At 73.9% G+C, this 12,204-nt stretch carries 10 protein-coding genes; 5 read left to right on the top strand and 5 right to left on the bottom strand.

What is annotated here, in order from left to right; genetic code table 11:
- Positions 1–66: 66 nt before the first annotated feature.
- Together GA0070564_RS25435 and GA0070564_RS25430 are read right to left on the bottom strand one after the other, a co-directional pair.
- Positions 67–771, bottom strand: coding sequence for a hypothetical protein (locus tag GA0070564_RS25435; RefSeq protein ID WP_091614187.1), 705 nt, complete (start codon positions 769–771; stop codon positions 67–69).
- A 175-nt stretch (positions 772–946) separates the two neighbouring features.
- Positions 947–2,116 (bottom strand): hypothetical protein, encoded by a 1,170-nt coding sequence (locus GA0070564_RS25430; RefSeq protein WP_141714865.1) that lies wholly within the window; start codon positions 2,114–2,116, stop codon positions 947–949.
- A 310-nt stretch (positions 2,117–2,426) separates the two neighbouring features.
- Here GA0070564_RS25430 and GA0070564_RS25425 point away from each other — a divergent pair, with 310 nt between their 5' ends.
- The 4 genes from GA0070564_RS25425 (at position 2,427) to GA0070564_RS25410 (ending at position 5,825) form a co-directional block, all read left to right on the top strand.
- Positions 2,427–4,184, top strand: a complete 1,758-nt coding sequence (locus GA0070564_RS25425; protein WP_091614180.1) for a proline--tRNA ligase — start codon at positions 2,427–2,429, stop codon at positions 4,182–4,184.
- Positions 4,185–4,266: 82 nt separating this feature from the next.
- The gene (locus GA0070564_RS25420; protein WP_245670232.1) at positions 4,267–4,665 is read left to right on the top strand and encodes a CBS domain-containing protein; all 399 of its coding nucleotides are present in this window, start codon (positions 4,267–4,269) and stop codon (positions 4,663–4,665) included.
- 78 nt (positions 4,666–4,743) lie between these two features.
- Complete coding sequence (locus GA0070564_RS25415; protein WP_091614172.1) at positions 4,744–5,181, top strand: SufE family protein; 438 nt, start codon at positions 4,744–4,746, stop codon at positions 5,179–5,181.
- Positions 5,182–5,189: 8 nt separating this feature from the next.
- Positions 5,190–5,825: a DsbA family oxidoreductase gene (locus GA0070564_RS25410; RefSeq protein ID WP_091614169.1), complete on the top strand. Its 636-nt coding sequence runs from the start codon at positions 5,190–5,192 to the stop codon at positions 5,823–5,825.
- An 83-nt stretch (positions 5,826–5,908) separates the two neighbouring features.
- On the opposite strand, the gene GA0070564_RS25405 is transcribed toward GA0070564_RS25410, so the two are convergent.
- From GA0070564_RS25405 to GA0070564_RS25395, 3 genes are all read right to left on the bottom strand, one after another.
- The gene (locus tag GA0070564_RS25405; protein ID WP_091614165.1) at positions 5,909–6,457 is read right to left on the bottom strand and encodes a YbaK/EbsC family protein; all 549 of its coding nucleotides are present in this window, start codon (positions 6,455–6,457) and stop codon (positions 5,909–5,911) included.
- A 111-nt stretch (positions 6,458–6,568) separates the two neighbouring features.
- Positions 6,569–6,991: a hypothetical protein gene (locus GA0070564_RS25400; protein WP_425412535.1), complete on the bottom strand. Its 423-nt coding sequence runs from the start codon at positions 6,989–6,991 to the stop codon at positions 6,569–6,571.
- Positions 6,992–7,141: 150 nt separating this feature from the next.
- Positions 7,142–7,402 (bottom strand): hypothetical protein, encoded by a 261-nt coding sequence (locus GA0070564_RS25395; protein WP_091614161.1) that lies wholly within the window; start codon positions 7,400–7,402, stop codon positions 7,142–7,144.
- A gap of 254 nt (positions 7,403–7,656) precedes the next feature.
- On the opposite strand from GA0070564_RS25395, the gene GA0070564_RS25390 reads away from it, so the two are divergent.
- On the top strand, positions 7,657–12,165 hold the full coding sequence (locus GA0070564_RS25390; RefSeq protein ID WP_091614158.1) for a cation-translocating P-type ATPase: 4,509 nt from the start codon (positions 7,657–7,659) through the stop codon (positions 12,163–12,165).
- Positions 12,166–12,204 lie beyond the last annotated feature (39 nt).

The following is a 12,204-nucleotide window of genomic DNA, read 5'->3' as shown; positions in this document are numbered from 1 at the left end:
CGCCGAAGGGGCGGCTCCGATGTGTGGTCGGTGCCGCCCCTTCGGGTCTCGGGTGGTCTGCCCGGCCTACTCGTAGCAGTCCTGCTTGGCATCCTGGAGGGCGATGGAGGTCACCTTCTGGTTCGCCATCTCGATCCGGAACCGCGCGTCCGGGTTGCCCGGCACCGCAACGTTCAGCCGCCCGTTGTCGTCCCCACTGACCGCCCACTCGGGGTAGACCCTCACCACGTCATCCCGAGACGAACCCACGTGCAACCCCTGCACCGTCTCGACCCCCGACGCCGGCGAGATCACCACCACGCCGAGCTTGGTCGACCACCACACCGAACCCCCGGTGCCCTTCAACTCCGCGATCGAAGGACAACTCGAACCAGCCGGCTTCTCCTGGAAACTCTTGATCATCCCCGTGGCCAGGGCCTGCTTCTTCGTCATGCCCAGTTTCAACTCACCCAGCCCATCCGGGTCGAACACCAGCCGGGAACCAACGGACGGGCGGGCGCTCGCGGATCGGGTCGGAGTCCTCGGCGCGGCCGTGGCGGCCGTCGGGGTCGCGGCCGCCGAGGCGGGGGGGTCGACCGACGGCGTCGGCGACGGGGTGACGTCCACCGAAGGCGCGGTGCCGGCCACCGAGGGGGTGGTGGCGGTCTGGGCGGCGCCGGTTGCGGCGGTGCAACCGGCGGCGGCGAGGGCCAGCAGCAGGGCCGTGGCGCCCAACAGGACCCGCGAGCGGCGGACGGCGGCCCGGAGGCTAGGGGGGGTGACGAGGTTCATCGGATGGCTCCTGACCGGTGGGGGTCGATCTGACACCAGCCAAGACGCGCGTTTCTCCGGGGCGGTTGCCGGCTCCCGCAGCCACCATCCGACACCTCGATCTCGTCCCCGACGGCAACCCTTTCGCGGTGGAGGAGCGTCCGGCCCGGCCCGACGGAGAGGGGGAATAGTCGGCTCAGCGCGCCACCGTCGGGTGGTACGGCGCCAGCGCGTCCCGGACGATCATGTACTCCCGCCAGTCGTCCTCGGTGTACGGGACGAGCCCGGCGACCGCCGCCCGCTCGTACAGCCCTCCGGCCAGCTCGACGGGGAACTTCTGCATGATGGTCGTGTTGATCCGCTCGTAGAAGGTCAGCGCAAGCCGCTCCGACAGCGCGTCGATCTCCGCCGGCACGTCGGTGAGGAAGGCGTCGCGGACCTGCGCCCCGCCGAACCTGCGGATGTAGAGGGAGAGGAAGTCGGCGGTGAAGTTCCGGCCGAACGGCCGCCTGGTGGCGGGCGGTGGCGGCTCCTTCAGGTCGACCGTCAGCCCGGCCCGCTCGGCCGCGATGCTGGCCAGGACGTACTTCCGGTAGAGCTTCTCCTCGCCGGGCAGGGCCAGCGAGGCGAGCGAGTCGTTGACGACCTCGGGGCAGTAGGTCACCAGGATCATCGCCGTGCCGATCTCGGTGATGCCCGCGACGTACGGCGCGTTGCGGTAGCCGGCCCCGGCGAACGGGGGGAACGTCTGGCCGCGGCTGGTGAGCGGGAGCCGGCGCAGGTTGTCGACGCCGGCCTCCAGGATGCTGCCGAAGGTCATGTACTTCGCCGCGTGGATCGGTGCCGTCAGGATCGCGCCGATCCCCATGAACGACCAGGAGTTGCGCTGGAAGTCGGTGCCGACGATGTTCGTCGAGATGACCGTCGGACGAAATTTGTCGAAGAACGGCTTCTCCGTCGAGAAACGGCCCCCGAAGTCCATCGACACGAGATTGGTGTCGTCGGGCATGAGTCGCAGTGCCGCCAGCGAGTCGAAGCCGCCGCTGAAGCTGAGCACGTTTCCCCTGCGTCGCCGCTCGGGCGTCACCCCACCTCGGGCCGGCGCGGAGAGTTCGCAGCGCAGGAACGACTCTACGACCTTCCTGGCCCGCGGCGACACCCGCAGATCCATCCGCACCCGGCGGTAGGCGGAGCCGCACATGGTGGACAGTGCGAGCGCCACCGAATCCGGGTCGAACGGGATCGGGATGTTGGACTGGAAGTGGATTTCCCCGGTCTTCTTCTCGGTTTCGCTGTCGATTTCGTAATGGAAGTCGAGCCGCTGGGAATCGGTGATGCGGAATTCGTGAAAACTTACCCCCGTCATTCGGCGAGACTAGGCGAGTTGACCGGTTGACGTCTGTCACTCTTCTGACATATCGAGCGATCCGGATTATTGGCGTGCTATGCACGACCTCCACCCTGCCCGGCGAACCGGACGGGGCGAAGGTGGGCGGTCGCCTGGATCAGCGGCTGCATCCCGCTCCAGCCGGAAGCTGGGTGGGTTTCATCCGGTCCCGAACTCTGGAGCGGGCAGGAGCACGGCCGACCATATAGGACGGCGGTGGTCAACGTGGGCCCGTCGACCCCGGCGAAAGGGTTCGCATGCCGCCCCGCTGCGGTCGTACGCTGCGGCAATGCTGCTGCGCATGTCGACCCTGCTGCTCCGGACCCTGCGCGAGGACCCGGCCGATGCGGAGGTGCCGAGCCACCGGCTGCTGCTCCGCGCGGGCTACGTCCGCCGCGCCGCACCGGGCGGCTACACCTGGCTGCCGCTGGGCAAGCTGGTGCTGGACCGGGTCACCGAGATCATCCGTACGGAGATGACCTCGATCGGCGACCAGGAGGTGCACTTCCCGGCGCTGCTGCCGGCCGAGCCGTACCGGGCCAGCGGGCGGTGGACGGAGTACGGCGACGACATCTTCACCCTCACCGACCGGAAGGGCGCCGAGCACCTGCTCGCCCCGACCCACGAGGAGATGGCCGCGCTGCTGGTGAAGGACCTGTTCACCTCGTACCGGGACTTCCCGGTGACGTTGTTCCAGATCCAGACGAAGTTCCGCGACGAGGCCCGGCCTCGGGCCGGTGTGCTGCGCGGGCGGGAGTTCCTGATGAAGGACGCGTACTCCTTCGACCTGGACGAGGCGGGCCTGCGGGCCGCGTACGACCGGCACCGGGCGGCGTACGCGCGGATCTTCACCGCCCTCGGGCTGGACTTCACCACCGTGCACGCCGCCTCCGGCGCGATGGGCGGATCGGCGTCGGAGGAGTTCCTGGCGGCCACGCCGGTCGGCGAGGACACCTTCGTCGGCTGCACGAGCTGCGCCTACGCGGCGAACACCGAGGCGGTGACCACCCGCGCCCCGGCCGCCGGCGACCCGCACGCGCACCGGGCCACCGAGGTGCACGACACCCCGGAGACGCCCACCATCGCGTCCCTGGTCGAGCTGGCGAACGCCCGCGGGCTGGCGGGCCGGACCGACTGGACCGCTGCCGACACCCTGAAGAACGTGGTGCTGACCGTCCGCCGGCCCGGCGCCGAGCAGGCCGAACCGCTGGTGATCGGCCTCCCCGGCGACCGCGACGTCGACCTGAAGCGGGTCGAGGCGGCCCTGCACCCGGCCACCGTGGCGGTCTTCGACGACTGGCCCGCCCACCCCGAGCTGGTCCGCGGCTATCTCGGGCCGCAGCTGCTCGCCAAGCACGGCATCTGCTACCTGGCCGACGCCCGGGTGGTCACCGGCACGTCCTGGCTGACCGGCGCCAACGAGCCCGGGCGGCATGCCACCGACGTGGTCTGCGGGCGCGACTTCACGCCGGACGGGTCCATCGAGGCCGCCGAGGTGCGTCCCGGCGATCCCTGCCCGGCCTGCGGCGACGGCGAGCTGACCATGCGGCGGGGGATCGAGGTGGGGCACATCTTCCAGCTCGGCCGCCGGTTCACCGACGCGTTCGCCGTCGACGTGCTCGGCCCGCAGGGCAAGCCGGTCCGACCCACCATGGGTTGCTACGGCATCGGGGTGTCCCGGGCGGTCGCGGCGATCGCCGAGCAGCACCACGACGACCGGGGGCTGGTCTGGCCGGCGGCGGTCGCGCCCTGCGACGTACACCTGATCGCCGCCGGGAAGGGGCCGCAGCTCGACGCGGCCCTCGACCTCGGCGAACGCCTCGCCGAAGCCGGCCTGCGGGTGCTGGTCGACGACCGCACACACGTCTCGGCGGGGGTGAAGTTCACCGACGCCGAGCTGATCGGCATTCCCCGGGCCGTCGTGGTCGGCCGCCGGCTCGCCGAGGGGTACGTCGAGCTGCGCGACCGGGCGACCGGCGAGCGGACCGAGGTGCCGGTGGCCGACGTGTGGGAACGGCTCGCCGGGGCGCACCGGGAACGGGTGTAACGATCGGGCTGTTGGGTACCGGTCGGGGATCTACTTCGCTTGTGTGCTGGAGGCTCTCATGACATACCGGGTCAGTGACGTGATGACCAGACAGGTCATCTACCTGTCGGCGGACACCACCCTGGACGAGGCGGCCCGCGTGATGCGCGAGTCCGACATCGGCGACGTGGTGGTGACCGACGGCGCGACCCTGGCCGGGCTGCTCACCGACCGGGACATCGTGGTCCGGGCGGTTGCCGACCGGGCCGATCCGGCGACCACCACCATCGGTTCGATCATCACCCGTGAGGTGGTGATGATCGAGCAGCACTCCACCGCCAACGAGGCGGCGGCCCTGATGCGGGAGCGCAACATCCGGCGGGTGCTGGTCTGCGACACCGACCGGAAGCTGGTCGGCATCGTCTCCCTGGGGGACCTGGCCATGCAGCTCGACCCGAGCTCGGCCCTGGCCGACATCAGCGAGGCCGCCCCCAACGCATGAAGGAAGGGGCCCCTTCCTGACGCCTCCGGTATGGCAGGGGCCCCTCCTTGACACCTCGGCCCGCAGTAGCCTGGCGGGATGCCCGAGATGCCGACCAAGCTGGCCGAGATCGTCGACGAGTTCGCCGGCGCTCCCCACGAACTGGTGCTGGAACTGCTGCTGGAGTACGCCGACGTCATCCCGCCGCTGCCCGCCGAGATGTCCCGGGAGGGCATGGAGCAGGTACCGGAGTGCCAGACGGCGTTCTTCCTGCACGCGCAGGTGCAGCCGGACGGCACCGTCATCACCTGGTTCGACTGCCCGCCCGAGGCGCCCACCACCCGGGCGTTCGCCGGCATCCTCGCCGAGGGGCTGGCCGGCGCGAACGCCGAGCAGGTGCTGGCCGTGCCGGACGACCTCTACCAGCGGATGGGACTGGCCCAGGTGATCAGTCCACTGCGGGTACGCGGCGGCACCGCCATCCTGGCCCGGCTCAAGCGCCAGGTCCGGGAACAGATCAGCGCAGCGGCGGGTTGACCCGTTCCATGGAGATCGAGATCTACGCCGACGTCGTCTGCCCCTGGTGCTGGATCGGCAAACGCCGGCTGGAGCAGGCCCTGGAGTCGTACGACGGTGAGGTGACGGTCCGGTACCGGCCGTTCCAGCTCGACCCGACGCCGGTGACCGAGCCGAAGCCGCTGCTCGAGGCGCTCGGCGACAAGTTCGGTGGCTCCGACCGCGCCCAGCAGATGGCCACGCAGGTCACCCAGGTGGGCGCCTCGGTCGGACTGGACATGCGGTTCGACCGCGCGGTGGCGGCGAACACCTTCGAGGCGCACCGGCTGGTCCGCTTCGCCACCGAGCGGGGTCGTGGCGCCGAACTGGTCGAGGCTCTCTACCGGGCGCACTTCTCCGACGGCGTGGACGTGGGCTCAGGGGACGCGCTGGTGAAGCTCGCCGCCGACGTGGGGCTGGACGAGACCGAGGCGCGCGAGCACCTAGAGTCCAACCTGGGTCGCCGCGAGGTCGCCGCCGACCTGGCCGCCGCGCATCAGCTCGGGGTGAGCAGCGTGCCGACCTTCGTGCTGGCCGGGAAGTACGCCGTCACCGGCGCCCAGGAGCCGGAGACGCTGCTGGCCGCCCTCGACGAGGTGCGCCGACGCGAGTCCGGCACCGCCTGACGCCTGACACCGCACCGGAAGCGCCGACCACCGGATTGATGATCTTGATGTTTCACGTGCAACAACATCGAGGCGCGTGAATCTCAGGCCGGCTTGGCCAGCTCCTCGACCACCTGCGCGCCGGGCAGCGCGCCGAGGGCCGGCCCCGGCAGGGCGATCTTGCTGTGCCGTACGCCCGACCCGATCACGACGTGCGGCGTGGCGATCACCCGCGCGTCCACCAGGATCGGCCAGGACTCCGGCAGCCCGATCGGGGTGATCCCGCCGTACTCCATCCCGGTCAGCTCGACCGCCTCGTCCATCGGGGCGAAGCTGGCCTTGCGGGCGTCCAGCAGCCGGCGTACCACGCCGTTGACGTCGACCCGGGTGGTGGCGAGCACCATGCAGGCCGCGTAGCGGATCTCGCCGCCGCGCCTGCCGGCCACCACCACGCAGTTCGCCGACTCCGCCAACTCCACCTCGTACGCGGCGCAGAAGGCGGCGGTGTCGGCGAGCTCGGCGTCGATCGGCGCGACCAGCACGTCGTCCACGTCCACCGGCGCCTCGGCCGGCCACTGCTCGATCGCGGCAGCGACCGGCGGTGCGAGCAGGTCCAGTCGGGTCCGGGCCGGTTCGGTCTTCAGCGTCCCCATCACGGGAGCGATCCTCGCACCCACCGGCCCGAACCGCTCGGCGACGACCCGGGCGCCGCCCGGTCTCCGGGCCGAACGACCCCACGCCCGACCCAGCCGCGAGGAGGAGGGTCAGGCCGGCACCACCCGGCCGGCGAGCAGCACACCGACCAGCGCACACCCGGCGGCCACCGCCAGGGTCGCCGCGTACCCCGCCGGTCCGGGCGTCCCCATCGTCGTCGCGGCGCCGGCGAGCAGCAGCCCGGCCACGAAGCAGGCCAGCCCGGACCACATCGCGGCCCGTGGTCCCCGGGCGTCACACCAGAGCCCGGAGGCGACCATGCCGACCACCCCGGAGGCGAACGGGCCACCGAACGCCAGCGCGTACCCGCCGAGGCCGTCCAGGCTGCGCGCCACGGTGGGCATCGCGGTGCCGACGGCCAGCGCCTCGAACGCCAGCAGCGACACCAGCGCCACGATGCCCGCCGTCATCGCACGCAGCCGCGGTTCGTAGAGCCGTCCGCCGGCCGCGACCGGCGAGGCCGTCGCGGTCACCGCCGGGCCACCGGGCGGCGGACGGTCATCGGGTACGCGGGCAGCGTCCCCCGCCGCCGCGACAGCGGGACGGGTCGGTGCGGTACGGCTGGCATGCCCCCAGCCTGCGACCTCAACCTGGATTCAGGTCAACCGCCCGTGACCCAGGCCTCAGGCCGTCTCCAACGCCTCACCCATCCCCTTCACCAGCCCGGACAGGTGCTGGTCGGCGAGGATGTGCCCGGCGCTGATCACCAGCGCCATCGGCCACTCGATCACCTGGAGGGCGGCGAGCACGCCCAACCCGGCGTAGTAGGCGATCTTGTCCGGTGGCGGCACCGCCACCTCACCGAGCACCGGAACCGCCACCCGCCGGCTGTACGCGCGGACCATCTCGTGGCCCCCGCTGAGCTGTCGCGTCAGTGTGCTCATCCCGTCCTCCCCCGGACGCCGTCCTGCCGGACACGCCCACCGACCGTCTCGGCGGACACGTCCACCCCGGATTCCACCGACCGGCCGGTCCATGCCCGTGCCACCGCCGGAAACTCCGCCCGCTTGCCGGGCATAACGGACGGCCGGCCGGGAAGCCAGGGCGCCGGGACGAGACCGGGAGGCGACATGGCGTACGGCTGGGATCGCGGTGGCGGTACCGGGAAGCGGGGCCGGCAGCCCGGCCGTACCGCTCGATGACGTCGCTGGGCCGGGTCGCCGGCCGGCTGGTGCCCCCGATCCCCGTACCGGACGTGCTGGGTGAGGCCACCCGGACCGTCGGTTCCGCCGCGGCCAGGCTGGCCCGCACCGCCGGGCTGTCCCGTCGCCGGGTCTGGTCCGGGCACGGCCGCCACCACATCGAGGTGCACGGCGTCTGCCAGGACGGCGGCGACAAGCTGGCCCGGCAGGTCGAGGCGGCCCTGGAACGACTGCCGGGGGTGTCCTGGGCCCGGGTCAACGCCCCCTCCGGCCGGGTCGTGGTGGCCGTCGCGCAGCCCGAGCCACGGCTGCGTGACCTGATCGCCACCGTGGCCCGCGCCGAGCAGCGCTGCGACCACGAACCGGACCCGGAGATCCCGCCCCCGCACCCGCCGGAGGAGGGCCCGCGTACCCCGCGCACCCTGGGCGCCCTGGTCTCCGACGCGCTGGGCCTGACCATCTCCGCGGCCACCCGGATCCTGCCGTTCACCCCGGTGCCGGGGGAGGTGGCCGGCCTGCTGGGCTACGTCGACCTGCACCCCAAGCTGCACGCCCTGGCCGGCCGGGGACTGCGCGCCGACCCCCGCGCCGAGGTCCTCTTCCCGCTCGCTGAGGCGGTGGTGCAGGGGCTCACCGGCGGCTGGGCCGGGATCGTGCTCGACGGCGCCCAGCGCATCGTGCAGTGGGGGGAGGCGCACGCCCAGTTCGTCACCTGGGAGAAGGCCGAGCCCCGGTTGACCGGTGACCCGGACCGGGCGGTGGCCCGCGTACCCCGGCTGGACCGGCCGGTGCCGAAGCCGGACGGCCCGGTCGAGCGCTACGCCGGCCGGATGCTGGCCGCGGGCGCCGCCGTCGGCGCCGCCGCCCTGCCCGTGGCGGGCCGCAAGCGGGCCGCCGCGCTGGCGCTCTCCGCCCTGCCCAAGGCCCCGGGGAGCGGTCGGGAGGGGTACGCCGCGCAGCTCGGCCGGATCCTCGCCCGGCGCGGCGTGATCGCGATGGACCGCGAGGTTCTTCGCGAGCTGGACCGGGTCGACACGGTGGTGCTCGACGCGGCCGTCCTCGGCTCGGGCCGGGGCGTGCTGGCCGACCTGGCCCCGCTGGCCGGCGCGGACACCGGCGAGGTGGCCGGCCGCGCGTTCGCGCTCTTCGACCCGGACGCCCCCGACCGGCTCCAGCACGCCGACGGTTGGCGGCTCGGGCCGCTGGACCGGCTGGACGCCGACGAACCCGACGACACCCCGGACAGCCGGCGGCTGCGCGACGGCGACGGCCGGCTGCTCGGGCTGGCCCACGACGGTCGGCTGGTGGCGGTGCTGCGGGTGGAGGAGGAGCCGGCGCCCGGGGTGGCCGCGCTGCCGGCGGCGGCCCGGGCGGCCGGGCTGCGGCTGGTGGTGGCCGGCGACGAACCCGACAGGTACGCCTTCGCCGACGACGTCCGCCCCGGAGGGTCCCGGCTCACCGAGTCGGTCCGTGCCCTGCAACGCGACGGCGCCGTGGTGATGCTGGTCTCCGGCGACCCGACGGCGTTGGGCGCCGCCGACTGCGGGCTGGGGCTGGCCGACCCGGAGGACCCGCCGCCCTGGGGCGCGCACCTGCTGGTCGGCGACGACCTGCGGATCCCGGCGCTGCTGATCGAGGCGGCCGGGGTGGCCCGCCGGATGACCGGCCAGAACATCCGGCTCGCCCTGGCCGGGACGGGCCTCGGTGCGCTGGGCGCGTTCACCGCCGACCCGGCGCTGCTGCCCGGGCGGACCTTGTCGTCGGTGAACGGCGCCGCCGCCTTGGCCTTCGCGCACGGCGTGTGGCGGGCCCGCCGGCTGCCCGACCCGGCCCGGGAGCCGGTTCCGGTCACCACCGCCTGGCACCTGATGCCGACCGACACGGTGCTGCGTCAGCTCGACTCCCACCCCGAGGGGCTGACCGCCGCCGAGGCCGAGCAGCGGCACGGCGGGGCCGGGGACGGCGGTCCCGGGCCGGGCGGCCTGCTCCGGGCGTTCGTCGACGAGCTGGCCAACCCGCTCACCCCGGTCCTGGTGGCCGGTGCGGTGCTCTCCGCGTCGTTCGGCTCCCTGGTGGACGCCGGTCTGGTCGGCGGCGTGGTCGGCGGGTCGGCCCTGGTCGGGGCGGTGCACCGGCGCAACACCGAACGCTCCCTGGCCGAGCTGCTGTCCCGCACGGCGGTGACCGCCCGGGTCCGCCGCGACGGCGACGAGCAGGTGGTGTCGGCGGAGGAGCTCGTCGCCGGGGATGTGGTCGTGCTGGGCCCGGGGGACGCGGTGCCCGCCGACTGCCGGGTGCTCACCGCGGTCGGTCTGGAGGCCGACGAGTCGTCGCTGACCGGGGAGTCGCTGCCGGTGGGCAAGACCGAGGAGGCGGTGGTGGCGGCGGCCGTCGCCGACCGCCGGTCCATGCTCTACGAGGGCACCACCATCGCCACCGGGCGGGGCACCGCCGTGGTGGTGGCGACCGGCACCGAGACCGAGGCCGGGCGGAGCATGGCGCTGGCCGGCCGCACCCCGCCCGCCGGCGGCGTGGAGGCCCGCCTCGGGCGGCTGACCAGCACGGCGGTGCCGCTGGCGGTGAGTTCCGCGGTGGCGGTGGCCGGGGCGGGACTGCTTCGGGGCGTACCCCTGGCCGAGACGGCCGCGACCGCCGCGAACCTGGCCGTGGCGTCGGTGCCGGAGGGGCTGCCGTTCCTGGTCAGTGCCGCGCAGCTGGCGGCGGCCCGGCGGCTGGCCGAGCACGGCGCCCTGGTCCGCAACCCGCGCACGATCGAGGCGCTGGGCCGGGTGGACGTGCTCTGCTTCGACAAGACCGGCACCCTCACCGAGGGGCAACTGCTGCTGGCCGGGGTCGGCGAGGACGGCCGGTACGCCCCGATCGACCGACTGGACGACGGGCTGCGCCGGGCCCTCGCCGCCGGGCTGCGGGCCACCCCGGCCGCCGACGACCCGGACGAGCTGCCCCAGCACACCGACCGGGCGGTGCTACGCGGCGCCCGGGGCGCCGGGGTGGGCACCGACACCGGGGCGGACGGTTGGACCGCGCTGGGCGGGCTGCCGTTCGAGCCGTCCCGCGGCTACCACGCCACCGTCGGGCGCACCGGGGGCCAGCTGCTGCTCAGCGTGAAGGGAGCGCCGGAGACCGTGCTGCCCCGGTGCACGGCGTGGCGGTCCCCGGGTGGCCGCGACGAGCCGCTGGACGAGGAGGGCCGGGACCGGCTGGGCGCCACGCTCGCCGACAGCGCGGGGGCGGGACACCGGGTGCTGGCCGTCGCCGAGTGCCGGGCCGGCACCGCCGACATCACCGACTCCGACGTCCGTGACCTGGTCTTCGTCGGCTTCCTGGCGCTCGCCGACGGGGTACGCGAGAGCGCCGCCCCCGCGGTCCGCCGGATCCGGGCGGCCGGCGTGCACACCATCATGATCACCGGTGACCACCCGGCCACCGCCGAGGCGATCGCCTCGATCATCAGCCCGGACCACGAACCGCAGCGGGTCGCCACCGGCACCGAACTCGACCAGCTCGACGACGACGCCCTCGGCGAGCGGCTGGCCCACGTCGACGTGGTCGCCCGGTGCACCCCCGCCCACAAGGTACGGATCATCCAGGCGCTCCAGAAGGCCGGCCGGACCGTGGCGATGACCGGCGACGGCGCCAACGACGCCCCGGCCATCCGGCTGGCCGACGTGGGCATCGCCCTCGGCCAGCGGGGCACCCCGGCGGCCCGGGCGGCGGCCGACCTGGTGGTCACCGACGACCGGCTGGAGACCATCATCGCCACCCTGGTCGAGGGCCGGGCGATGTGGTCCTCGGTACGCCACGCGCTGAGCATCCTGGTCGGCGGCAACCTCGGCGAGATCGCGTTCAGCGTACTCAGCGCCGCCACCACCGGCCGGTCCGCGCTCAACGGCCGGCAGCTGCTCCTGGTCAACCTGCTCACCGACCTCGCGCCGGCACTGGCCATCGCGGTCCGGCCACCCGGCGGCGACCACGCCGACAACCTGCTCCGGGAGGGGCCGGACCGGTCCCTTGGCGGCACCATGACCCGCGAGATCGGGCTGCGCGCGGCGGCGACCACGCTGGGCGCGACCGCCGGTTGGACGGTGGCCCGCTACACCGGCACCCGGCGTCGGGCCGGCACCGTGGCGCTCGCCTCGCTGATCGGCACCCAGCTCGGCCAGACCGTGCTGGCGGGGGGCACCAGCCCGACGGTGCTGGCGTCCACCGCGGCGTCGATCGGCGTCCTGGTCGCGGTGGTGCAGACGCCGGGGGTGAGCCAGTTCTTCGGCTGCACCCCGCTCGGCCCGGTCGGCTGGAGCATCGCCGCCGGCTCGGCGCTCGGCGCCACCTTCGCCAACGGCGCCCTGACCCGCCTGGTGGAACGCTTCCCGGCCACCTCGCCCGACGGCCGCTCCACGCCCGACGACGAACCCGACGACGCCCCAGACGAACCCGACGACGCCTCCGACGGGCCGGACGACGCGGAGACGCCGACCGGTTGAGGCTGACCGCCCGCACGCCGGTTGGCGGCCTGGATCGGG

It is taken from the genome of Micromonospora mirobrigensis, from assembly GCF_900091555.1.
In the GTDB taxonomy this organism is placed as follows: Bacteria; Actinomycetota; Actinomycetes; order Mycobacteriales; family Micromonosporaceae; genus Micromonospora; species Micromonospora mirobrigensis.
Note: the sequence above shows the minus strand (reverse complement) of the source record. Positions and strands in the feature narration are given on the sequence as shown.

Bases quoted from the DNA above. Each gene is read 5' to 3' on its own strand.
- GA0070564_RS25435 (WP_091614187.1), bottom strand. From the start codon at position 771: ATGAACCTCGTCACCCCCCCTAGCCTCCGGGCCGCCGTCCGCCGCTCG.
- GA0070564_RS25430 (WP_141714865.1), bottom strand. From the start codon at position 2,116: ATGACGGGGGTAAGTTTTCACGAATTCCGCATCACCGATTCCCAGCGG.
- GA0070564_RS25425 (WP_091614180.1), top strand. From the start codon at position 2,427: ATGCTGCTGCGCATGTCGACCCTGCTGCTCCGGACCCTGCGCGAGGAC.
- GA0070564_RS25420 (WP_245670232.1), top strand. From the start codon at position 4,267: ATGACCAGACAGGTCATCTACCTGTCGGCGGACACCACCCTGGACGAG.
- GA0070564_RS25415 (WP_091614172.1), top strand. From the start codon at position 4,744: ATGCCCGAGATGCCGACCAAGCTGGCCGAGATCGTCGACGAGTTCGCC.
- GA0070564_RS25410 (WP_091614169.1), top strand. From the start codon at position 5,190: ATGGAGATCGAGATCTACGCCGACGTCGTCTGCCCCTGGTGCTGGATC.
- GA0070564_RS25405 (WP_091614165.1), bottom strand. From the start codon at position 6,457: ATGGGGACGCTGAAGACCGAACCGGCCCGGACCCGACTGGACCTGCTC.
- GA0070564_RS25395 (WP_091614161.1), bottom strand. From the start codon at position 7,402: ATGAGCACACTGACGCGACAGCTCAGCGGGGGCCACGAGATGGTCCGC.
- GA0070564_RS25390 (WP_091614158.1), top strand. From the start codon at position 7,657: ATGACGTCGCTGGGCCGGGTCGCCGGCCGGCTGGTGCCCCCGATCCCC.